Origin of the sequence: Alterirhizorhabdus solaris, assembly GCF_007785815.1 — a bacterium.
Lineage (GTDB): Bacteria > Pseudomonadota > Alphaproteobacteria > Sphingomonadales > Sphingomonadaceae > Alterirhizorhabdus > Alterirhizorhabdus solaris.
Window position 1 is genome coordinate 1 of the sequence record NZ_VNIM01000027.1, and the last position, 21,698, is coordinate 21,698.

At 69.0% G+C, this 21,698-nt stretch carries 22 protein-coding genes and 1 tRNA gene; 13 read left to right on the plus strand and 10 right to left on the minus strand.

The window, feature by feature from the left end; genetic code table 11:
* The 5 genes from FOY91_RS08540 to dinB all read left to right on the plus strand — a co-directional run.
* A partial coding sequence (locus FOY91_RS08540; RefSeq protein ID WP_275265945.1) for a UTP--glucose-1-phosphate uridylyltransferase occupies positions 1 to 518 on the plus strand: 518 nt, incomplete at its 5' end.
* A gap of 86 nt (positions 519 to 604) precedes the next feature.
* Positions 605 to 1,324 carry a precorrin-2 dehydrogenase/sirohydrochlorin ferrochelatase family protein gene (locus FOY91_RS08545; protein ID WP_145150086.1) on the plus strand — a complete coding sequence of 240 codons (720 nt, stop codon included), beginning with the start codon at positions 605 to 607 and terminating at the stop codon, positions 1,322 to 1,324.
* Complete coding sequence (locus FOY91_RS08550; protein ID WP_203234530.1) at positions 1,321 to 2,289, plus strand: zinc transporter ZntB; 969 nt, start codon at positions 1,321 to 1,323, stop codon at positions 2,287 to 2,289. Before FOY91_RS08545 ends, FOY91_RS08550 begins: the two co-directional genes overlap by 4 nt.
* Positions 2,290 to 2,332: 43 nt before the next feature.
* Entirely contained in the window at positions 2,333 to 3,568 is a 1,236-nt protein-coding gene (locus FOY91_RS08555; RefSeq protein WP_145150088.1) for a UbiH/UbiF/VisC/COQ6 family ubiquinone biosynthesis hydroxylase, read from the plus strand.
* A gap of 46 nt (positions 3,569 to 3,614) precedes the next feature.
* On the plus strand, positions 3,615 to 4,715 hold the full coding sequence (dinB, locus tag FOY91_RS08560; protein WP_145150090.1) for a DNA polymerase IV: 1,101 nt from the start codon (positions 3,615 to 3,617) through the stop codon (positions 4,713 to 4,715).
* Between the two features lie 124 nt (positions 4,716 to 4,839).
* Here dinB and rplI read toward each other — a convergent pair whose 3' ends face one another.
* From rplI to rpsF, 3 genes are read right to left on the minus strand one after another with little or no spacing between them, the layout of a single operon-like run.
* Entirely contained in the window at positions 4,840 to 5,436 is a 597-nt protein-coding gene (rplI, locus tag FOY91_RS08565) for a 50S ribosomal protein L9 (RefSeq protein ID WP_145150092.1), read from the minus strand.
* Between the two features lie 12 nt (positions 5,437 to 5,448).
* A complete protein-coding gene (rpsR, locus tag FOY91_RS08570) occupies positions 5,449 to 5,673 on the minus strand; it encodes a 30S ribosomal protein S18 (protein WP_025292255.1) in 225 nt (74 codons plus the stop codon).
* Positions 5,674 to 5,688: 15 nt separating this feature from the next.
* Positions 5,689 to 6,159, minus strand: coding sequence for a 30S ribosomal protein S6 (gene rpsF, locus FOY91_RS08575; RefSeq protein ID WP_145150095.1), 471 nt, complete (start codon positions 6,157 to 6,159; stop codon positions 5,689 to 5,691).
* A 158-nt stretch (positions 6,160 to 6,317) separates the two neighbouring features.
* Here rpsF and FOY91_RS08580 point away from each other — a divergent pair, with 158 nt between their 5' ends.
* Entirely contained in the window at positions 6,318 to 6,590 is a 273-nt protein-coding gene (locus FOY91_RS08580) for a hypothetical protein (protein WP_145150097.1), read from the plus strand.
* 85 nt (positions 6,591 to 6,675) lie between these two features.
* On the opposite strand, the gene FOY91_RS08585 is transcribed toward FOY91_RS08580, so the two are convergent.
* A complete protein-coding gene (locus FOY91_RS08585; RefSeq protein ID WP_238995309.1) occupies positions 6,676 to 8,640 on the minus strand; it encodes a M61 family metallopeptidase in 1,965 nt (654 codons plus the stop codon).
* A 133-nt stretch (positions 8,641 to 8,773) separates the two neighbouring features.
* Between FOY91_RS08585 and fabD the strand changes: the two genes are divergently transcribed.
* Positions 8,774 to 9,709 (plus strand): ACP S-malonyltransferase, encoded by a 936-nt coding sequence (fabD, locus tag FOY91_RS08590; protein ID WP_145150099.1) that lies wholly within the window; start codon positions 8,774 to 8,776, stop codon positions 9,707 to 9,709.
* Positions 9,710 to 9,856: 147 nt separating this feature from the next.
* The gene (fabG, locus tag FOY91_RS08595; protein WP_145150101.1) at positions 9,857 to 10,594 is read left to right on the plus strand and encodes a 3-oxoacyl-[acyl-carrier-protein] reductase; all 738 of its coding nucleotides are present in this window, start codon (positions 9,857 to 9,859) and stop codon (positions 10,592 to 10,594) included.
* 10 nt (positions 10,595 to 10,604) lie between these two features.
* Here the strand turns inward: fabG and FOY91_RS08600 are convergent, their stop codons facing one another.
* A complete protein-coding gene (locus FOY91_RS08600) occupies positions 10,605 to 11,555 on the minus strand; it encodes a phosphatase PAP2 family protein (protein ID WP_162527179.1) in 951 nt (316 codons plus the stop codon).
* Between the two features lie 133 nt (positions 11,556 to 11,688).
* Between FOY91_RS08600 and FOY91_RS08605 the strand changes: the two genes are divergently transcribed.
* The 3 genes from FOY91_RS08605 (at position 11,689) to mltG (ending at position 14,316) form a co-directional block, all read left to right on the plus strand.
* Positions 11,689 to 11,925: an acyl carrier protein gene (locus FOY91_RS08605; protein WP_145150105.1), complete on the plus strand. Its 237-nt coding sequence runs from the start codon at positions 11,689 to 11,691 to the stop codon at positions 11,923 to 11,925.
* 131 nt (positions 11,926 to 12,056) lie between these two features.
* The gene (fabF, locus tag FOY91_RS08610) at positions 12,057 to 13,313 is read left to right on the plus strand and encodes a beta-ketoacyl-ACP synthase II (protein ID WP_145150107.1); all 1,257 of its coding nucleotides are present in this window, start codon (positions 12,057 to 12,059) and stop codon (positions 13,311 to 13,313) included.
* A gap of 4 nt (positions 13,314 to 13,317) precedes the next feature.
* The gene (gene mltG, locus FOY91_RS08615) at positions 13,318 to 14,316 is read left to right on the plus strand and encodes an endolytic transglycosylase MltG (RefSeq protein ID WP_145150109.1); all 999 of its coding nucleotides are present in this window, start codon (positions 13,318 to 13,320) and stop codon (positions 14,314 to 14,316) included.
* A 16-nt stretch (positions 14,317 to 14,332) separates the two neighbouring features.
* Here mltG and FOY91_RS08620 read toward each other — a convergent pair whose 3' ends face one another.
* Complete coding sequence (locus FOY91_RS08620) at positions 14,333 to 15,268, minus strand: right-handed parallel beta-helix repeat-containing protein (RefSeq protein ID WP_145150111.1); 936 nt, start codon at positions 15,266 to 15,268, stop codon at positions 14,333 to 14,335.
* A gap of 92 nt (positions 15,269 to 15,360) precedes the next feature.
* On the minus strand, positions 15,361 to 16,119 hold the full coding sequence (locus tag FOY91_RS08625) for a CHAP domain-containing protein (RefSeq protein WP_238995310.1): 759 nt from the start codon (positions 16,117 to 16,119) through the stop codon (positions 15,361 to 15,363).
* Between FOY91_RS08625 and typA the strand changes: the two genes are divergently transcribed.
* Positions 16,094 to 17,935: a translational GTPase TypA gene (typA, locus tag FOY91_RS08630; RefSeq protein WP_145150113.1), complete on the plus strand. Its 1,842-nt coding sequence runs from the start codon at positions 16,094 to 16,096 to the stop codon at positions 17,933 to 17,935. The genes FOY91_RS08625 and typA overlap by 26 nt on opposite strands.
* A 50-nt stretch (positions 17,936 to 17,985) precedes the next feature.
* Here the strand turns inward: typA and FOY91_RS08635 are convergent, their stop codons facing one another.
* The 3 genes from FOY91_RS08635 to FOY91_RS08645 form a co-directional block, all read right to left on the minus strand.
* A complete protein-coding gene (locus FOY91_RS08635; RefSeq protein WP_145150115.1) occupies positions 17,986 to 18,252 on the minus strand; it encodes a hypothetical protein in 267 nt (88 codons plus the stop codon).
* Between the two features lie 118 nt (positions 18,253 to 18,370).
* Positions 18,371 to 18,447, minus strand: a tRNA-Pro gene (locus tag FOY91_RS08640).
* 52 nt (positions 18,448 to 18,499) lie between these two features.
* Positions 18,500 to 19,450 carry a DUF808 domain-containing protein gene (locus FOY91_RS08645; protein ID WP_145150117.1) on the minus strand — a complete coding sequence of 317 codons (951 nt, stop codon included), beginning with the start codon at positions 19,448 to 19,450 and terminating at the stop codon, positions 18,500 to 18,502.
* A gap of 147 nt (positions 19,451 to 19,597) precedes the next feature.
* Here FOY91_RS08645 and FOY91_RS08650 point away from each other — a divergent pair, with 147 nt between their 5' ends.
* The gene (locus tag FOY91_RS08650; RefSeq protein ID WP_238995311.1) at positions 19,598 to 21,691 is read left to right on the plus strand and encodes a transglycosylase domain-containing protein; all 2,094 of its coding nucleotides are present in this window, start codon (positions 19,598 to 19,600) and stop codon (positions 21,689 to 21,691) included.
* Positions 21,692 to 21,698: the final 7 nt, after the last annotated feature.

Consider the following 21,698-nt stretch of genomic DNA (forward strand, 5'->3'; position numbering starts at 1 on the left):
GGTGCGCGCGCGACCTGATCGGCGACGAGCCGTTCGCGGTGCTGCTGCCCGACGAGCTGCTGTGGAACCCGGCCTCGCCGTGCCTGGCGCAGATGACCAAAACTTACGAGGCCAAGGGCGGCAACGTGATCGCCGTGCTGGAGGTGCCGGAAGCGCATACCGATCGCTTCGGCATCGTCGATCCGGGGCTGATCGAGGGCGCCGTGACCGAGGTGAAGGGGCTGATCGAGAAGCCCAAGGGCAAGGCGCCGTCACGGCTGGCCGCCGTCGGCCGCTACATCCTCCAGCCTGAGGTGATGGACCTGCTCGGCAAGGGCGAGCGCGGTGCTGGCAACGAGATCCAGCTGACCGACGCGATGGCCAAGCTGATCGGCGTCCAGCCGTTCCACGCGCAGACCTTCGACGGGATGCGTCACGATTGCGGCGACAAGGCCGGCTTCATCCAGGCGAACATCGCGCTGGCGCTGGAACGGCCCGACATCGCCGGTGAAGTGCGGGCGTTCATCGCGGGGCTGTAAGGTTATTTCCTCGTATCGAGGAAGTTTGATATCGGGAGCCGACCACGCACAGCCTGCCTCTTTTCGTCCGCCTGAACGGCCGCCCGGTGATACTGCTGGGCGAAGGCGAGGCGGCGGACGCCAAGCGCCGGTTGCTCACCCGCGCCGGCGCGCTGGTGGTGGGGGAGGATGCGGCGGCGTCGCTCGCCATCGTCGCGCTCGATGAACCGGACGAGGCGGTGGCGAGGCTGCGGGCGCGGGGCGTCCTCGTCAACGCGGTCGATCGACCCGATCTGTGCGACTTTACCCTGCCGGCGATCGTCGACCGCGATCCGGTGCTGATCGCGATCGGCACAGGTGGTGCGTCGGCCGGCCTCGCCAAGGTGCTGCGCCAGCGGATCGAGGCGATGCTGCCTGCCACGCTCGGCCGGCTGGCGGATGCGCTGTACGCGGCGCGCGGCGACATCCGCCGGCGCTGGCCCGCCGCCGACCAGCGCCGTCGCGCGATCGACATGGCGCTGGCAGGGGGCGGGCCGCTCGATCCGGTCACGCCGCTGGCGGGCGACGCCGTCGCCGGCTGGCTTGCGGCGCCCGACCAGGCGGCACCGGCAGGGCTGGTCGTGATCCTGCTGCGTTCGCCCGACCCGGACGACCTGTCGCTGCGCGAGGCGCGGCTGCTGGGCCAGTGCGACCGGATCTATCACCGGCCTGACGTGCCCGCCGCCATCCTCGACCGCGCGCGCGCCGATGCGGTGCGGATCGCCGCGCAGCATCCGGTGGGCGGCGCGCCCGGGCTGACGATCGATCTCGGCTGGAGCGACCGGTGACGGCCCCCGCCGAGGCGCTTGCGAAAAGCTGGTGCTGTGCGCTCGACGGCGCGGGCAATACGGTGCGTGGCGCCCCCGCCGCCGATGCCGCCTTCGTCTGGTGCCATATCGACGGGCGCGACGAGGAGCAGCGCCGCTGGCTGGAGACGGACGCAGGCCTCTCCGCTCCCGTTGTGGTGGCGCTGACCGCTGTCGAAACCCGCCCGCGCTGCGAGCCGATCGAACAGGGCGCGCTCATCAACCTGCGCGGGCTGGGCGATACGCCGGAGGACGACCCCGATCCGCTCGTCTCGATCCGATTGTGGGCGGAGCAGGGGCGGGTCATCTCGGTCAGCTACCGCACGCTCGCGGCACTCGCCCCCGTGCACGCCCGGATGGACAGCGGCGCGATCCGCGATCCGGGCGACCTCGTCTCGTCGCTGGCGGTGGAGATCACTCACGCGCTCGATCCCGAGGTGGTGGCGCTGGGCGATACGATCGACGAATGCGAGGCCTCGCTCGATGCCGACCAGGCGTGGCTCAATCGCCGCGCGATCGGCAAGGCGCGCAGCCTGGCGATCAGCTACCGCCGGTTCGTTGTGCCGCAGCGGCAGGCGCTGGAGCGGATGGCACAGCTCGACGCCGGCTGGCTGGAGGACGACGACCGGCTCCACCTGCGCGAGGCGGCGGATCGGTTCGCCCGCATGGCCGAGGAACTGGAATCGGTGCGTGAGCGATCGGCGCTGCTGCACGAGCAACTGAGCGACCTGCGCTCCGAACTGATCGAGACACGATCGCTGCTGCTGTCGATCGTGGCGTTGGTGTTCCTGCCGCTCACCTTTCTCACCGGGCTGTTCGGGATGAACGTGGGCGGCATCCCGTTCGCCAACGATCCCCACGGGTTCGAATGGCTGGTGCTTATCTGTCTCGGGCTGACCGCGCTCATCAGCGCCTATTTCATCCGCGCGCACTGGCTGCGCAAATAGCCGGCGGTTGCGGCGCGGGCGCGGGCGCGGCATGACTGTCCGCATGGAAAACACCCCGGACAGCCTCCACGACGTCGTCATCCTCGGCGGCGGACTCGTCGGCATCACGCTTGCTATCGCGCTCGACGCGCACGGCCTGACGAGCGCGGTGATCGACCCCGCCTCGCCCGCCACCACGCTCGCTCCCGGTTTCGACGGCCGCGCTTCTGCGGTGGCGAGTGCCGCGTGGCGGATGCTCGGTGCGATCGGCGTGGCGGCACGGCTGGAAGGGCAGGGCTGCCCGATCGCCGCGATCCGCGTGACCGACGGCCTCGCGCCCGGCGGGCTGGTGTTCGATCCCGCGCCGGAGGACGGCGCGGTCGGCATCATGTTCGAGAACCGCCGCCTGCGCCGCGCCCTGCGCGAGGCGGCGGAGGCAGCCCCCAACGTCACCCTGTTCACCCCCGCGACCCCCGCGCAGGTGACCCGCGATGCGGACGGCGTGCGGGTGATGCTGGAGGATGGGCGCACCGTGGCAGGCGCATTGCTGGTGGCGGCCGAGGGTCGCAACTCGCCCACCCGCGCCGCCGCCGGAATCAACGTGGCGACCTGGCAGTACGACCATGCCGCGATCATCGCGTCGGTCCGCCACGAGCATCCGCACGACGGCATCGCGCACGAGATCTTCTACCCTGCCGGGCCGTTCGCCATCCTGCCGCTGGTGGACGATGCCGAAGGGCGGCACCGCTCGGCGATCGTGTGGACGGTGGCCGGCAAGGATGCGGAGGGGATGCTCGCGCTCGGCGATCGCGGCTTCGCGGCGGAAGCGGAGAAGAAGATGGGCGGGCTGCTGGGCGCGATCACGCTCGCCTCGCCGCGTACCACCTATCCGCTCGGGTTCCACCACGCCGCGCGCATTACCGGCGAACGGCTGGCGCTGGTGGGCGATGCGGCGCACGGCATCCACCCGATCGCGGGGCAGGGGCTGAACCTCGGCTTCCGCGACGTGGCGGCGCTGGTGGAAGTGCTGGTCGAGGCGAAGCGCCTCGGCCTCGATCCGGGCGATGCGCAGGGGCTGGCACGATACGAACGCTGGCGGGCGCTCGATACCTTCATGGTGGCGGCGGCGACGGACAGCCTGAACCGGCTGTTCGGCCTGCGCGGGCGCACGGCGGCGGCGGCGCGGCGCTTCGGGTTGGGGGCGGTGCAGCGACTTTCCCCGCTGAAGGACCGCTTCATGGCCGAGGCGCGCGGCGAGACGGGGACGCTGCCCAAGTTGTTGCAGGGCATCGCCGTCTAGCCGGTTTCCCCTGCCATTCGGTCCCGCTTTGTTCTATGGTGGCACGATGGCTGACGGGCAGGACAGCGACGGCGCGGCGCCGGTGCGGCGGATCATCCACGTCGACATGGACGCCTTCTACGCCTCGGTCGAGCAGCGCGACGATCCGGCGTTGCGGGGCAAGCCCGTGGCGGTGGGCGGCGGGTCGATGCGCGGGGTGGTGGCGGCGGCAAGCTATGAGGCGCGGGCATTCGGCGTGCGCTCGGCGATGGCGTCGGTCACGGCGAAGCGGCGCTGCCCGGACCTGTTGTTCGTGAAGCCGCGGTTCGACGTGTACAAGGCCGTCTCCGCCCAGATCCGCGACGTGTTCGCCGAATATACCGAGCTGATCGAGCCGCTGTCGCTGGACGAGGCCTATCTCGACGTGACCGACACGGTCGGCGCGCACGGCTCCGCCACGGCGATCGCGCAGGCCATCCGCGCCGCGATCCGCGAGCGCACCGGGCTGACCGCTTCGGCCGGCGTCTCGTACAACAAGTTCATCGCCAAGATCGCCTCGGACCAGAACAAGCCGGACGGAATCTGCGTGATCCCGCCGAAACGCGGGCCGGACTTCGTCGCCACGCTGCCGGTGTCGCGCTTCCACGGCATCGGCCCGGTCACGGCAGCCAAGATGGCACGGCTGGGGATCGAGACCGGCGCGGACCTGCGCGCGCGGCCACTGGCCTGGCTCCAGGCGGAATTCGGCAAGTCGGCAGGCTATTATCACGGCGCGGCGCGGGGGCAGGACGATCGCCCGGTGCGGCCCAACCGCGCGCACAAGTCGGTCGGGGCGGAGCGCACGTTCGAGACGGACCTGATCGACCTGCCCGACCTGCTGGCCAAGCTGGATATCGCAATCGATGCGGCGTGGACGCGGGTGGAGCGGGCAGGTTTGCGCGGGCGTACGGTGACGCTGAAGGTGAAGTTCGCCGACTTCCGCCAGATCACCCGCGCGCGCAGCTTCGCCGCGCCGGTCGCCAGCCGTGCGGAGTTCGCCGGGGCGGGGGCCGCACTGCTCTCCGCCCTGATGCCGTTGCCGCTGGGGGTGCGGCTGATCGGTCTGACGCTCTCGGGCTTCGAGGGGGCGGACGTTCCGGCCGGGGGGCAACTGGGCCTGGCGCTGTAACGCACGGGAGGCGGCGCAGGCCGGCGATGAGCGGAACATCCGGCGGAACGGCACATCCGGCGGAACGGCAAAAGGCCGCCCGGCTTTCACCGGACGGCCTTTTGTCTTGCCTAAGCAGAAGGGTTCAGCCCTGCTGCTGCTCTTCCGGCTCGTCGCGCACCAGCGCGGACTCGCCCGGCTCCGCGTTCGGATCATAGTCCTCAGTGAAGCCCGATTCCTCACGCTCGAACATCGAGGCAGCGACATCGACGCCCTGTGCCTGAAGCTCGGCCTCTTCCGGCGAACGGGCGACGTTCACCTTGATCGACACCGAAACCTCGGGGTGAAGCTGGATCTTCACCTCGTGCAGGCCGATGTTCTTGATCGGGCGATCGAGCACGATCTGGTTCTTGAGAACCTTCGTGTCGTCCGCTTCCAACGCCTCGACGAGATCGCGGGTCGACACCGAGCCGTACAGCGCACCGACGTTGGACGCCTGACGGATGAGCGTGATGCTCTTGCCGTCGATGTCCTTCGAGGCGAGTTCCGCCTCGCCCTTGCGGTTGGCGTTCTCGGCCTCGATCGTGGCGCGGTTCGCCTCGAAGACCTTCTTGTTCGCCGCGTTGGCGCGCAGCGCCTTCTTGTTCGGCAGCAGGTAGTTGCGGGCGAAGCCGTTCTTGACAGAAACGACATCACCGATGGCGCCGAGCTTCTCGACGCGCTCGAGCAGGATCACGTCCATGATCTGCGCTCCTTACTTAACGATGTACGGAAGCAGCCCGATATGACGGGCGCGCTTGATCGCCTGGGCGAGTTCGCGCTGCTTCTTGGCCGAAACGGCGGTGATACGGCTGGGGACGATCTTGCCCCGCTCGGACACGAAGCCCTGCAGCAGACGGACGTCCTTATAATCGATCCGGGGCGCGTCCTTCGCGGAGAAGGGGCAGCTCTTGCGACGGCGGAAGAATGGGCGTGCCATGTGTCTCTAGCTCCTTCAGGCCGCGCGGTCGTCGCGGGGACGATCCTCGCGCGGGCCACGATCTTCACGGGGACCACGGTCCTCGCGCGGGCCGCGATCACCGCGATCGCCACCACGGCCGCCGCCCGGACCACGACGATCGCCGCGATCACGCTCGCCACGCTCGTTGCGGCGCATCATCGCCGACGGGCCGGCCTCGTGCGCGTCGACGCGGACGGTCATGTAGCGGATCACGTCCTCGTTGATGCCCAGCTGACGCTCCAGCTCGGCGACGACGCCTGCCGGCGCGTCGATCTCGAGCATCACGTAATGCGCCTTGCGGTTCTTCTGGATGCGATAGGCCAGGCCACGCAGGCCCCACGTTTCGGTCTTCACGACCTTGCCGTTGCCTTCTTCCACGATCTTGGTGGCGGTTTCCGCCAGCGCATCGATCTGGGCCTGGGCCAGATCCTGACGCGCGAGAAACACATGCTCGTATAGAGCCATGCTCACGTCCTTCCGTATGCCGATCGCTGACGCCGCCCCATGCGGTCGCCCCTCCGGCCTTCTTGAACGGCGGCCAATGGCGGATATCGTCGCCTATGGCAAGCGCAACCATCCGGCGCGGGCGGCGGTTGTCGCCGCGTAACAATGGAGGACGACGGATGAGGCGGATGACGATCGTGGCGGTAGGGACGCTGGCGGCGCTGACACCGGTGGCCGCGCAGGCGCAGGGGGCGGGGCTTGGCCTCACCGTCGAGCAGCTTGAGGACGCCGGTCTGGTGGATGCGGCGGGCAACGACATCGGCGATGTGGAACATGCCGTGATCGGCCCGGACGGCAAGGCGCCCGCGCTGATCGTGGAGCTGGACCGGCCCGACCCCCAGCGCGAAAAGTTGGTACGGATCGGGCTGGCCGGGTTGAAGGCCGTGCCGTAGAAGGACGACCCCGGAGAGTATAACATCGTCACGCCGACACCGCCGGCAAAGCTGCTGGCGATGCCGGCGTGGCGCGCGCAATAGGCTATCGGCGGGGGGCGAGCAGCCGGTCCAGCGCCGCCTCGCCCTTCGCCACCTTTTCCAGCCGGGGATATTGCAGCCCGCCGCGATACGCGATCGAGACGGTCTGGAAGCGATCGCCCTTCTTCACCAGCAGTTCGATCGGCTTGCCCGATGTCTTGGCGTCGGTGATCGCGCGCTTGAGGTCGTCGGCGTCGAGAGCGTGGCCGCCGACTGCCAGCAGCGTGGTGCCGCTGGTGATGCCCGCCGCGAAGGCCGGACCGTCCCAGATCACCTGCGTGACCTGCGCGTCCTTGTCGATCACCATGCCCAGCGAATAGCTGAGGTCGGTGATCTTGCGCGCCTTCTCCTCGGACAGCCAGTAGGCGGTCGGCTCGGCCGTATAGGCCAGCCGGTAGCCGCTGGTGGCGAGCCAGCCGAGCGGTGCCTGCGGGGCCACCGCGTCCACCCGCTTTTTCAGGAAACCGGCCCAGTCATAGGGCGCGATGCCGTTCAGCGTGCTTGCCACCGTGGCGAAATCATAGGTGGAGACGCCCCAGTCGCGGTCGCCCGGGCCGAAGAAGGCGCGGGCGAAATCGTCCATCGACTTCCGGCCCCCGGTCAGCTCGCGCAGCTTGGCATCCGTGTCGAGCCACACCAGCAGCCCCTCGTTGTAATAGTCCTCCGATCGCTGCCAGCTGAGCCACGGCTGCGGGCGGCGGGCCGACATGATCGGATCGTTGGTGGTGTCGACCAGCGGGCGCCACTGCCGGCCGGGCCGCTTCTCGTGCAGCGCGGCGATCATCGCGTAGGCGGACAGCGTATCCTCCTTCGACACGATGCCCGAGCGCGCCTGCAGCACATAGCCCCAGAACTGCGTCTGCCCCTCGTACACCCACAGCAGCGAATTGCGCATCGGCATCGAGAAATCGGGTGTGAACAGGTCCGCCCCGCGCCGGTACTTGCCGTCCCAGCTATGGGTATATTCGTGCGGCAGCAGGTTGTGGCGGCCGGCATTGTCCGCCCATTTGGTGAAGTAGCCGGGCACCACGCCGTTCTCGCTCGACCGGTGATGCTCCAGCCCGATGCCGCCCAGCCGGTCGCTGATCGCGAGCAGGAAATCATAATGGTCGTAATGCTGCGCACCGAACAGCTTCACCGCCTGCCGCACCAGCTCGCGGTGTCGCTCGATCTGGTCGGGGGTGGCGGCCAGCTCCTCGGGGCTGTCGGCGACGATGTTGAGGCGGACGCCGGGGGCGAGCGTTTCCTGCCGGAAATGGCGGCCGGCGAACATCGGCGAGTCGACCAGCGTGTCGAAGTCGATCGTCTTGAAAGCGACCGTGCCGAGCGCGGCCGGATCGCGCGGCTCCAGCGCGGTGCCGTAGCGCCAGCCGGCGGGCAGGATCGCGGTGGCATCCACCGGGATCTGCCGGGTGAACCAGCCCGCCGGGTAGAAGGCGACGAGGTTCCATTGCAGGTTCAGCATGTCCGGCGTCATCACCACGCGGCCCTGCGCGGTGGTGGTGGGGGAGAGATACTGGAACTCGGCCAGCACCTCCGTCACGCCCGCCGGCAGGTCGAGGTGCAGCGCATAGACGTTCACCGGATCGCGCTTCCACGTCAGCACCTGCCCGCCGGCGGTGAAGCGGAGGCCGGCGACATCGTCGATCGGCCCGCGTGGCGCGTGCTGGCCCGGCAGCCACTCGGGGTAGAGCAGGGTGAGCGCCCGCGTGCCGGCGGCGACCGGGATCGCCTCCTTCACCCGAAAGATGCCGCGTGCGGTATCGGTCGCGTCCACCGTCAGGCGGATCGTGCCGGGATAGGGGATGTCCCGTGCGGGCGGCACGGCGTCGGGCAGGGCGGTCGGCTGCGGGGCGCTCTGAGCGACCGGCTGGGCGAGGGCGGGCGCGGCGGCGAGGAGGGTGGCCAGGACGGCGGTGGAGACGGCGGTGGAAACGAGGCGCATGGAAACTCCGTCGATACGGTTCATGGCGCAAGGGGTGTCCGCTTCGCGCGGCGGCGTCAATCCGTCCGTTGGCGGGGCGGGGCGTGACGGCGCGCTTGCATCCGCGCCCGTGCCTTTCTAACGCCCATGCCCTTGTTCGTGAACGCCGGAGCCGATGATGCGCGCATTCCTCTTTCCCGGTCAGGGCAGCCAGGCGGTCGGCATGGGCAAGGCGCTCGCCGAGGCCAGCGCGATCGCTCGCGAGGTATTCCAGGAGGTGGACGACGCGCTCGGCCAGCACCTGTTCCGGCTGATGACCGAGGGGCCGGAGAGCGACCTGACGCTGACCGAGAACGCCCAGCCCGCGATCATGGCCAACGCCATTGCCACGCTGCGCGTGCTGGAGCGCGAGGGCGGCGTGCGGCTGGCGGAGAAGGTGGATTTCGTCGCCGGCCACAGCCTGGGCGAATATAGCGCGCTGTGCGCGGCGCAGGCGCTGGACCTGACGACAACCGCCCGCCTGCTGAAGGTGCGCGGGCGCGCGATGCAGGCGGCGGTGCCGGTGGGCGAGGGGGCGATGGCCGCGCTGCTCGGCGCGGACGTGGCCAAGGCGCAGGCGCTGGCGGATGCGGCGGCGGAAGGTGAAGTCTGCACCGTCGCCAACGACAACGATCCCACGCAGGTGGTGATCTCCGGCCACCGCGCCGCGATCGAGCGGGCGGTGGCGATGGTGAAGGAACATGGCATCAAGCGCGGTCTGCTGCTGCCGGTCTCCGCGCCGTTTCACTGTGCGCTGATGCAGCCGGCCGCCGATGCGATGGCCGACGCGCTGGCGGGCGCGGACCTGCGCCCGCCGCTGGTGCCAGTCTATGCCAACGTCACCGCCGCCCCCGTGGCGGACCCGGACACGATCCGCGGCCTGCTGGTGCAGCAGGTGACCGGCACGGTCCGCTGGCGCGAGAGCGTGGCGGCGATGTTCGCGGCGGGCGTGACCGATTATGTCGAGTTCGGCGGCAAGGTGCTCGGCCCGATGGTGAAGCGCACCGCGCCGGACGCGACCGTGACGAGCGCGATCACGATGGCCGACATCGAGGCGCTGGCGAAGAGTTTGTAGACTGACCTTCTTGTGCCGAGCGAAGTCGAGGCACCTCTTCGAGCGACGTCGAGACGCCTGCGCCGGTGATCTCGTCTTCGCTCGATCGGCCCTTCGACTTCGCTCGGGACAAGCGGACGAATAGATAAGAGGCTGGGGAAAATCACCATGTTCGATCTCACAGGCATGACCGCGCTCGTCACCGGCGCATCGGGCGGCATCGGCTCGGCGATCGCCAGGGCGCTGGCGGCGCAGGGGGCGCGGCTGGCGGTGTCCGGCTCGAACGTGGCCAAGCTGGAGGCGTTCGCGGCGGACCTTGGCGGCGATCACGTCGCGCTGCCGTGCGATCTGTCCGATCCCGCCGCCGTCGATGCGCTGGTGCCGCAGGCGGTGGCCGCGCTCGGCCGGCTGGACATCCTCGTCAATAACGCCGGGGTGACGCGCGACAACATCGTGATGCGGATGAAGGACGAGGAGTGGGATCAGGTGATCTCGGTCAACCTCGAAGCCGCCTTCCGCCTGATCCGTGCGGCGGCCAAACCGATGATGAAGCAGCGGTTCGGCCGGGTCATCTCGATCACGTCGGTGGTGGGCATCACCGGCAATCCGGGGCAGGCCAACTATGCCGCCTCCAAGGCCGGGCTGATCGGCATGTCGAAGTCGCTGGCGCAGGAACTGGCGAGCCGCAACATCACGCTCAACTGCGTGGCGCCGGGGTTCATCTCGTCCGCCATGACGGATGCGCTGCCCGAGGCGCAGAAGGCGGCGCTGACCACGAGGATCCCGGCGGGCAAGCTGGGCGAGGGCGACGATATCGCCGCCGGCGTGGTGTATCTGGCGAGCCGCGAGGCGGGCTATGTCACCGGGCAGACGCTGCATGTGAACGGCGGCATGGCGATGATCTGATCGCCGGCGCCTACGCCAGCGCCGGTGCGAAGCGCGCGCCCGCCCCGGCCGGCGCATCGCGACCCAGCCAGCGGGTCGCCAGCCCCAGCGAGGCGGCGGCGATCGCGCCGCCAGCCAGCACGTCCACCAGATAATGCGCGCCGTGCACCGGTGTTGCGACGATCAGCGCCGTCTCCAGCGCCAGCCCCGGCCAGCGCAGCCGGGGCATCTGCCAGAACGCCCAGCCGAGCAGCACGCCGAGCGACGCGTGATAACTGGGGAAGGTGATGATCCCCTGCAGCCGGTTCACCGTCAGCACATGCAGCGTGCCGTTCCTGACGGCGGTGAAATCCGCGAGGTGGACGAAGCCGGCGGACGGATCGATCCCCGCATAGGCGGCGGGCGGCAGATGCAGGAACACGTAGTTGCCCACCGCCGGCACCAGCGGCGACAGCGCGATGGCAACGATCCCGGCGATCATCATCGCCGCGATCACCCGCCTCAGCGCCGCCGTCCGCCCGCTGAACGACAGCGCGACGATGGCGACCGCGATCTGCGGCAGCAGCGTCTGGTAGGCGAGGCCGAGCAGGGCGGCGAGCAGAGGGCGCGCATTGACGAAGGCGATCAGCGCGACCCAGTCGAACCCCAGCGCGCGATCCCGGCGGAGCAGCATCGCATCGGCCAGCGGCAGGTCGACCGAGGCGACGACGTAGGAGAGCGGTGCCGCCAGCGCGGTGAAGGCGATCAGCAGCGCCAGCCCGTTGGTGGCGGCGGCCAGCCGCGGATCGGGCCGCGTCGCCGTGTAGAAGCGCGCCAGCCCGGCCAGCCCCGCCGAAACGCCGAGCGAGGGCGCGATGCCGCCCCATGCCAGGCGAAACCCGCCCGCCACGAGCCCGATCGCCAGCGCCACCGCCACGGCGAGGACGATGCCCCACAGCGGATCGACCGACCAGCGGGGGTGCGACGGGGAGGACGCTTGCATTGCGACGCTCCTGACAGCATTCTCCTAACAACCGCTGAAACCCCCTTCCGGGGATGCCCGCGCGGGCTTGCCACCGGCGCGGCGGGTGGCTAGGGGCACGACCTAAGCAATGCAGTACAAGAAGGACTCAACCATGAGCGAGACCGCCGAGCGCGTTAAGAAGATCGTTGTCGAGCATCTCGGCGTCGAGGCCGAAAAGGTCACCGAAGACGCGAGCTTCATCGACGATCTGGGCGCCGACAGCCTCGATATCGTCGAGCTGGTGATGGCCTTCGAGGAAGAGTTCGGCGTCGAGATCCCTGACGACGCGGCCGAGAAGATCGCCACCGTCAAGGATGCGATCAGCTACATCGAAGCCAACAAGGGCTGATCGGTCCGGCGGCCGGGCCGCGCGAGACTGGTTTGCGGACCAGCCGAGATAGAAGCGGCTTCCCGGCCTGGGATTGATCGGGCCGGGAAGCCGTTTTCGTTTGCCAGCAGAGATATCGACAGGAGAGAGCCATGCGCCGCGTGGTCGTAACCGGATTGGGGCTCGTGACGCCCCTTGGCGCCGACGTCGAGACGGCGTGGGCCAACATCCTCGCCGGCAAGTCCGGCGCGGGGCAGATCACGCGCTTCGACACGACGGGGCAGAAGTGCACCATCGCCTGCGAAGTGAAGCCGGCTGACCACGAATATGGCTTCGATCCGAACAAGCGGGTCGATCACAAGGTGCAGCGCCAGGTCGATCCGTTCATCATCTTCGGCATCGATGCCGCCGGCCAGGCGATCGAGGACGCCGGGCTGACCGACATGACGCTGGAGGAACGCTATCGCGCCGGCGTTTCGATCGGTTCGGGCATCGGCGGGCTTCCCGGCATCGCCAGCGAGTCGCTGGTCTGCGAGAACAAGGGGCCGACGCGGGTTTCGCCGCACTTCGTCCACGGCCGGCTCATCAACCTGATCTCGGGTCAGGTTTCGATCAAATACGGGCTGATGGGGCCGAATCACGCGGTCGTCACGGCCTGCTCCACCGGCGCGCACGCGATCGGCGATGCCGCGAGGATGATCGCGATGGACGATGCGGACGTGATGCTGGCGGGCGGCGCGGAAGGGGCGATCTGCCCGTTGGGCATCGCCGGATTCGCGCAGGCCAAGGCGCTCTCCACCCGCAACGACGCACCGGAAAAGGCCAGCCGCCCTTACGACAAGGACCGCGACGGCTTCGTGATGGGCGAGGGCGCGGGCGTGGTGGTGCTCGAGGAATATGAGCACGCCAAGGCGCGCGGCGCGAAGATCTATGCCGAGGTGATCGGCTACGGCCTGTCGGGCGATGCCTATCACGTGACGGCGCCGCATCCGGAAGGCTCCGGCGCCTTCCGCTCGATGCAGATGGCGCTGAAGAAGGCCGGGCTGAAGCCGGAGGACATCGACTACATCAACGCCCACGGCACCTCGACCCCGATGGGCGACGAGCTTGAGCTGGGCGCGGTGCGACGCCTGTTCGGCGATGCCATCGCCGACGTCTCCATGTCGTCGACAAAGTCGGCGATCGGGCATCTGCTGGGCGGCGCCGGCGCGGTGGAGGCAATCTTCTGCATCCTCGCGCTGCGCGACCAGATCGTGCCGCCGACGCTAAACCTCGACAATCCGAGCGACAGCTGCACCGGCGTCGATCTCGTGCCGCATGTCGCGAAGAAGCGGCAGGTGCGTGCGGTGCTGAACAATTCGTTCGGCTTCGGCGGCACCAACGCCAGCCTGATCCTGCGCGCGGTCTGAGGCGATGGCGCGCGGCCGGCGGCGGGGCGGGGGCGGGCGGCTCGCCATACTGCTGCTGGCAGCCGTGGTCGCGCTGCTCGCCGCGTCGGCCGGCATCGTCTGGTGGGGCTGGGCCGGCCCCGGCCCGGCGGCGCAGGAGTTCAGCTTCAGCGTGCCCGAGGGCGCGACGCTGACCACCGCCGCGCGACGGCTGGAAAAGGCCGGCGCGATCACCTCGACCAGCCGTTTCCTGCGCCTCGCACGGCTGTTCGGGTCGGATGCGTCGATCCGCGCGGGGGAATATGAGGTCCCCGCACATGCCAGCCAGGCCGATATCCTCGCGCTGCTTCAGGGCGGGCGCACGCGCCAGCGGTTCGTCACCATTCCGGAAGGGATGCCGGCGGTCCTCGTGGGCGAGCGTCTCGCCGCCGAACCGCTGCTGACCGGGCCGGTGCCCGCGCTGCCCGAAGGATCGGTGCTGCCCGACAGCTACAGCTTCGAGCGCGAGGACAGCCGTGCCGCCGTGGTCAAGCGGATGCGCACGGCGATGGACGAGGCGCTGGCCGCCGAATGGAAGACGCGCAAGCCCACCACCGCGGTGAAGACGCCGCGCGAGGCGCTGATCCTCGCCTCGATCGTGGAAAAGGAGACGGCGCTGGGGGCGGAGCGGCGGATGGTGGCGGCGGTCTATTCCAATCGCCTGCGCACCGGCATGCGGTTGCAGGCCGATCCCACGACGATCTACCCGATCACCAAGGGCAAGCCACTCGGCCGCCGCATCCGCAAGTCCGAACTGGCGGCGGTGAACGGCTACAATACCTATGCCAAGGCCGGGCTGCCCGAGGGGCCGATCTGCAACCCGGGTCGTGCCGCGATCGCGGCCGTGCTCGATCCCGCCGACAGCCGCGCGCTGTATTTCGTGGCGGACGGCAAGGGTGGCCATGTGTTCGCCGAGACGCTGGCACAGCACAACGCCAACGTGCAGCGCTACTATGCGTTGCGCCGCGCGAAGGGCGAGATGTAGCGGCGCGGCCCGCCGGTCAGCGTGTCTCGAACGGCTTGATCCCCTTGCCGAGCTGGTTGGCCGATAGCGTGAGCGGCTCGTGGCTCCAGTCCGCCACGAACACGGTCGGCCAGGTGATGCCCGGCGCGAGCGAGGCCTTGTTGCCGACCACCGCCAGCCCGGCGGACGGTGCATCGCGGCCCTCTGGCGCGACGGTGATAAAGGCCGAGTGGTTCTCCTTGTCCGCCCCCTGCACGAACGTGTTGCCTGCGATCGTGCCGGTGGCGCCGGTCGACAGGTCGATCATGTAGTTGCTGGTGTGGCCGCGCGTATCGTCGAAACTTGAATCGCTGACGGCGATGCGGCGCGCCCGGCTCTTGAGATAATGCCCGCCCTGGCCGCGCTCGAACCGGGAACGGGTGACGGTGAGCGACCCGTAGGCGTTGACGTACACCGAATGTGCGCACGACAGCCCGCGGTCGCAGCGGCCGAGGCCGGAGAAGCTGGACCTGTCGATCGTGATCGCCGAGGCGGGATCGTCGGCGGTGAGGATGCCTTCCTCGGAATTGCGGAACACCGCGTTGCGCACCAGCAACGGGCCTTTCTCCAGCCGGATGCCGGCACCGTTGCCGTCGGGTACGCGCATGTTCTGGAAGACGAGGCCGTCGACCACGGCGTCGCGCCCGCGCAGCACCAGCGCCGCCTTGCCCTCGCAGGTGGTGCCGTCGAACACGGCCTTGCCCGGCTCGATTGCGCGATAGGCGATGCGGCCACCTTCCTGCACCGCGCAGTCGCGATAGGTGCCCGACGCGATGCGGATCACCGCGTCGCCATCGCCGATCGAGCGCACGGCGTCGTCCAATCGGTAGAAACCCTTGCCCGTCGCCTCGATGGTGAAGGGGGCGGGGCGGCCCTGCGCCAGCACCGGGCCGGTCAGGGTGGTGGCGGCGAGGAGGGCGAGGATGATCTTCATGGCACGGCTCCGGAGGGCGGGGCCATTACCTGCGGCGATGCGCGCCGGGAGTCGAGATCAATAGGTGGTTAACCGTAATCCGGACGGCCGGATCAGCCCGCGAGCGCGGCAGCGGCCGGCGTGGCCCCGGTCTTGTCGGCATAGATGAAACCGAACGCCGGATAGGCCTTCATGCCCAACCCCTTCAGCGGCGCATAATAGACCCGCACCTTGCTCCAGTCGCCCGCGTCGGACGCATCGACCACGGTCACGTCCTTTTCCACCTGCCCGCGATGGCCGTTGATGATCGACCAGTTGGCGTGCGTCACCTTGATGATGCGATCGCTGACGATCTGGCTGACGGTGGCGACATGGCCGGAGCGCATCGAGCCGATCGCCTTGAACACCAACACCGCGCCCGCCTTGGGCACGTTGCCCTGGCCGTACTTGCCCACGGCCTGATTCCACCAGCTTGCGGCCGCGCCGAACAACTGGATCCCCGAGATCATCCGCGCGAACGGCGCGCACTGCCAGGATGCCGCCTGCGCGCCGGTGCTGCCGAAGCAGGCCGCGACAAGAAGCAGGGAACCAACGAGGTTCCGGGTGGTTTTCATCATCTGGATTTGCGCCCCGATCGTTTGTGTCACGGCGGGTAACGGCAGGTTGGTCAAGCTGTGAAGCCATGCGGCCGGTCTTTGCGGCGAGGCGAGGCGGGGATGCGTTGCGCTCCCTAAAAGCGTTTCTGCGATGGATCTCCGGTGAAGCGGATGACCGTCAGGCTTGTTGCAGAGCGGCATATCCGCTATGCGCGCGGCCAATTCCCTTAGCTTCAGGACTATACAGACCATGAGCCTCCGCAACGTGGCGATCATCGCGCATGTCGATCACGGCAAGACGACCCTGGTCGATCAGCTTTTCCGCCAGTCCGGTACGTTCCGTGACAACCAGCGCATCGAAGAGCGTGCGATGGACTCGAACGACCTGGAAAAGGAGCGGGGCATCACCATCCTCGCCAAGTGCACCTCGGTCGAGTGGCACGACGAGAAGGGCGAGGCGACGCGGATCAACATCGTCGATACCCCCGGCCACGCCGACTTCGGCGGCGAGGTGGAGCGGATCCTGTCGATGGTCGACGGCGTGATCCTGCTGGTCGATGCGTCGGAAGGCGCGATGCCGCAGACCAAGTTCGTCACCGGCAAGGCGCTGGCGCTGGGGCTGAAGCCGATCGTCGTGGTCAACAAGGTCGATCGCCCGGACGAGCGCATTCAGGAAGTGCTGGACGAGGTGTTCGACCTGTTCGTGTCGCTCGAGGCGAACGACGAACAGCTCGACTTCCCGGTGCTCTACGCATCGGGCCGCAACGGTTATGCAAACGAAGGCGACTATACCCTGCGTGAGGGCACGCTGAAGCCGCTGTTCCAGAAGATCGTCGATCATGTGCCGCCGCCCAGCGCCGATCCGGACGGCCCGTTCAAGTTCCTCGTGACGCTGCTCGATCGCGACAACTTCCTCGGCCGCATCCTCACCGGCCTGGTCTTCTCCGGCTCGATCAAGACGAACATGCCGATCCACGCGCTCGACAACGACGGCGCCATCGTGGAGACCGGCCGCGCCTCCAAGATCATGACCTTCCGCGGGCTGGAGCGCGTGCCGACCGACGAGGCGAACGCGGGCGACATCATCTCGATCGCCGGCCTCACCACCGCCACCGTGTCGAACACGATCTGCGACCCCTCGGTCAGCGAGCCGCTGCACGCCCAGCCGATCGATCCGCCCACGCTCTCCATGCGGTTTGCGGTGAACGATTCGCCGATGGCCGGCCGTGAAGGCAGCAAGGTGACGAGCCGCATGATCCGCGACCGCCTCACCCGCGAAGCCGAGAGCAACGTGGCGATCAAGGTGACCGAGTCCGCCGACAAGGACAGCTTCGAGGTCGCCGGGCGCGGCGAGCTCCAGCTCGGCGTGCTGATCGAGACGATGCGCCGCGAGGGCTTCGAGCTGGGCATCAGCCGCCCGCGCGTGCTATTCGGCGAGGACGATGCCGGCAAGCGGACCGAGCCGTACGAAACCGTCATCATCGACGTGGACGAGGAATATTCGGGCACGGTCGTCGAGAAGATGAACATCCGCAAGGCCGAGATGACCGACATGCGCCCGTCTGGCGGTGGCAAGACGCGCATTACGTTCAGCGCCCCCTCGCGCGGCATGATCGGCTATCACGGCGAGTTCCTGTCCGACACGCGCGGCACCGGGATCATGAACCGGCTGTTCGAAAAGTACGGGCCGCACAAGGGCGCGATCGAGGGCCGCAAGAACGGCGTGCTGATCTCGAACGGCGCGGGCGAGGCCAATTCCTATGCGCTGGGGCCGCTGGAAAGCCGCGGCATCCTGTTCGTCGGCCACGGCGAGGCGCTGTACGAGGGCATGGTGATCGGCGAGAACGCCAAGACGGACGACCTCGAGGTCAATCCGATGAAGGCCAAGCAGCTCACCAACTTCCGCGCCTCGGGCGGCAAGGACGATGCGATCCGCCTGACCCCGCCGAAGAAGATGACGCTGGAGCAGGCTATCGCCTACATCGACGACGACGAGCTGGTGGAAGTGACGCCGAAGACGATCCGCCTGCGCAAGCGCCACCTCGACCCGAACGAGCGCAAGCGCGCCAGCCGCGCCAAGCAGGCGGCGTAAGGCTCTTGAGGCCGGCGGTTCCCGAGGAGCCGCCGGCCTTTTCTTTAGCATCAGTGGCGTGACGCGGAGCCGGCTTTGCGCGCCTTGCCTCTTTCGTCGGGATGCGCCGGGCAGGGCATTAGATGCCCGCGCGCATCGCGACAGCCCGGCGGCGGCGATGTCACCACGGGGCGGCATTTGACGATCCTGCCGTGAATATCGCGGCATATTCTGGCGGACGTGGGGGCGGCGAGCAGGCCGGTGGCCAGCGTGGCCGACAGCAGGGCAGCGAGTGCTTTCATGATACCGATCTCCTCAAGGGGCGATCGGTCGACCATGCAGGCTACTGACGTGGAGACTGTGCCGGGCCGCACATGCCCGGGCAATACTGGCTGGTGATGAAGGAGGCGTCGCGGACGATCCGGCGAGACCATGTTCTACTTGTCCATGCAAAGCTGGTCGGGGAGACAGGATTCGAACCTGCGACCCCCTGGTCCCAAACCAGGTGCGCTACCAGCCTGCGCCACTCCCCGGCCAGAGGGCGGCTTTAGGGGCGTCCGGGCGCGAGCGCAAGCCTGTGCTGCCTCAGGCGGCGGCGGGCTTTCGCCAGCCGTGCACCAGATGCACCACGCCCGCTATCGCGCCGCCCACGATCAGGCCCAGGATGGCCGAGCCGATCGCGAACACCAGCCATGACGCGATGCCGCCCAGCGCGGGCATCCCATGCGCCGCGCTCTCGCCGGCGTGATGGATCCACGCCGGGATCGGGGTCAGTGCGAAATGCTCCAGCCCGTGGACGAGGATGCCGCCGCCGACCCAGAGCATCGCCGCCGTGCCGATGATCGAGAGCGCCTTCATCACCACCGGCATGCCCTTCACCAGCCCGCGCCCCACCGTCTGTGCGGCGGCGGTGCTGCGTCGGGCGAGGTGGAGGCCGATGTCGTCCATCTTCACGATCAACGCCACCACGCCATAGACGGCGACGGTGATGACGATACCGACCAACGCCAGCGCCACCGCCTGCACCAGCAGCGGCCGATCGGCCACGTCGGCCAGCGCGATCGCCATGATCTCGCCGGACAGGATCAGGTCGGTGCGGATCGCGCCGGAAACCTTCTGCTCTTCAAGCACGGTCGGGTCCTGCACCGCGGCGTCGGCTTCGGCTTCGGCGTGGGGCTTGCCGGAAACCGCCTCGATCACCTTCTCGGTCGCCTCGAAGCAGAGGTAGGCGCCGCCCAGCATCAGCAGCGGCGTGACGCCCCACGGGGCGAACGCGCTGAGCAACAATGCGCCCGGCAGCAGGAACAGCAGCTTGTTGCGGACCGAGCCGAGCGCGATGCGCCAGATGATCGGCAGCTCGCGATCGGGCGAGAAGCCGACGACGTAGTTCGGCGTCACCGCCGCATCGTCCACCACCACGCCGGCCGCCTTGGCGCCTGCCTTGCCCGCCGCCGCCGAAACGTCATCCAGCGAGGCCGCCGCCAGCTTGGCGATGCCGGCGATATCGTCAAGCAACGCGACCAGACCTGACGCCATGTACGAAAACCTTCCACTGCCTCGATGCCTACGCTCCTAGCGGGAGGAGGTGGCGATACAAGCCGAACGAAGCCACGCGGCGTTGGTGCCCGTTCAGCCGGAACCCGCTATGGAGGTCCGTTCAGGCAGAAGCGGAGCGACGACAGCGTGTTCAACGAGAGCGGATCGACGATCGACCCGGTGGAGGCGCCCGGGGCCGTGCCGCCGGCCGCGCCGCCCCCCGCATCGCGTCCGCGTCGTCCCCTGTGGCAACGGCCGAAGGTGGTGCTGCCGGTGGTGCTGGTGCTGCTCACCTTCCTGTGGCTGGCGTGGACCGCGCCGCTCTCCCGTGCGCTGGAGCCGCTGGCCGACCCCACGCTGCTGCTGGTGAGCGCCGACGGCGTGCCGATCGCGCGGCGCGGGGCGGTGAAGGAACGCCCGGTGGTCGCTTCCGATCTGCCGAAATACGTGCCCGGCGCGTTCGTCGCGATCGAGGACAGGCGCTTCTACAGCCATTGGGGGATCGACCCGCGCGGCATCCTGCGCGCCGCGTGGACGAACCTGCGCGCCGGCGGGGTGGTGCAGGGGGGCAGCACGATCACCCAGCAGCTCGCCAAGACGGCGTTCCTTTCGGCCGACCAGAACATGGGTCGCAAGGCGCGCGAACTGCTGATCGCCTTCTGGCTGGAGGCATGGCTGACCAAGGACGAGATCCTCTCACGCTACCTCTCCAGCATCTATTTCGGCGACGGGGTGTACGGCCTGCGCGCCGCCGCCCGCCATTATTTCGACGTGCCGCCCGAACGGTTGTCGGTGGCGCAGGCGGCGATGCTGGCGGGGATGGTGAAGGCACCCTCGCGGCTCGCCCCCACGCGCGCGCTGGCGGCGGCGCAGGCGCGATCGCGGCTGGTGCTGGCGGCGATGGTGGAGAATGATATCATCTCGCCGTCGCGCGCCCGCGTGCGCCCGGCGCGGGTGCGGCGTGGCGATACGGCGGCGCTGCCCACCGGCGGCTACTTCGCCGACTGGGTTTCGGCCAGCGCGCGCGATTCGGCCGAGGCGGATTATGGCGAGACGCGCGTCGCCACCACGCTGGATGCGGGGATGCAGAAACAGGCGGAGCGGGTGATCGCGCGCTGGCTGGCGGGGGAGGGCGCGAGGCTGCACGTGACGCAGGCGGCGCTGGTGGCGATGCGACCCGATGGCCGGGTGGTGGCGATGGTGGGCGGGCGCGACTATCGCCGCAGCCCGTTCAATCGCGCGACGCAGGCACGGCGCCAGCCCGGCTCGGCGTTCAAGACCTTCGTCTATCTCGCCGCGATGCGCGCTGGCTACACGCCCGACAGCGACATCGAGGACACGCCGCTGACGATCGGCAAGTGGTCCCCGGCGAATTACGATCGGCGTTATCAGGGTACGATCAACCTGCGCCAGGCCTTTGCCGAATCGAGCAACGTGGCGGCGGTGCGGCTGTCGGAGGCGGTGGGGCGTGACCGGGTGATCCGCGCCGCGCGCGATCTGGGCATCACCTCGCCGCTGGCGGACAGCCCGGCGCTGGCGCTGGGCACCTCCACCGCCACGTTGCTGGAGATGACGAGCGCCTACGCCGGGATCGCGGGCGGCACCTATCCGGTGCGGCCGCGCGGCCTGCCGGCGGCGGCCGATCCGGGCTGGCGCGAACGGCTGTGGTCCAGCCAGCGGCGGCTGGACAGGAAACGCGAGTGGCCAGCGATGCTCGACCTGCTGGGCGCTGCGGCCACGCGCGGCACCGGACGGGCGGCCTATCTGGGCGTGCCGACGTTCGGCAAGACCGGCACGACGCAGGATCATCGCGATGCCGTGTTCATCGGTTTCGCGGGTGATCTGGTGACCGGCATCTGGGTGGGCAACGACGACAACAGCCCGATGGACAAGGTGACCGGCGGCGGCCTGCCGGCGCGGATGTGGCGCGATTTCATGAGCCATGCCCGCCTGTCCGAACATGGCGCCGCGCCGCGCCCGGCGGTGGCCCGCGCGCCGGTGGTGGTGGATCGCACCCCGATCGAGGAAATATTGCCCGAGATCGGCGGCGAGGATCTCGGCGACGCGGTGGCCCGCACCCGCGCCGCGATCGAGGATGCGCGCGCGGCGCAGGCGGCGATCGAGAATTTCAATCTCGACGACATTCTGCCGCCACCCCCGCCGCGCGAGCGTGATCGCGAACCCGACCGCGACCGGCGTCGGGGCGACGAGCCGCCGCCCGAGGAGGAGCCGCCGTTCTGAGTCGGGA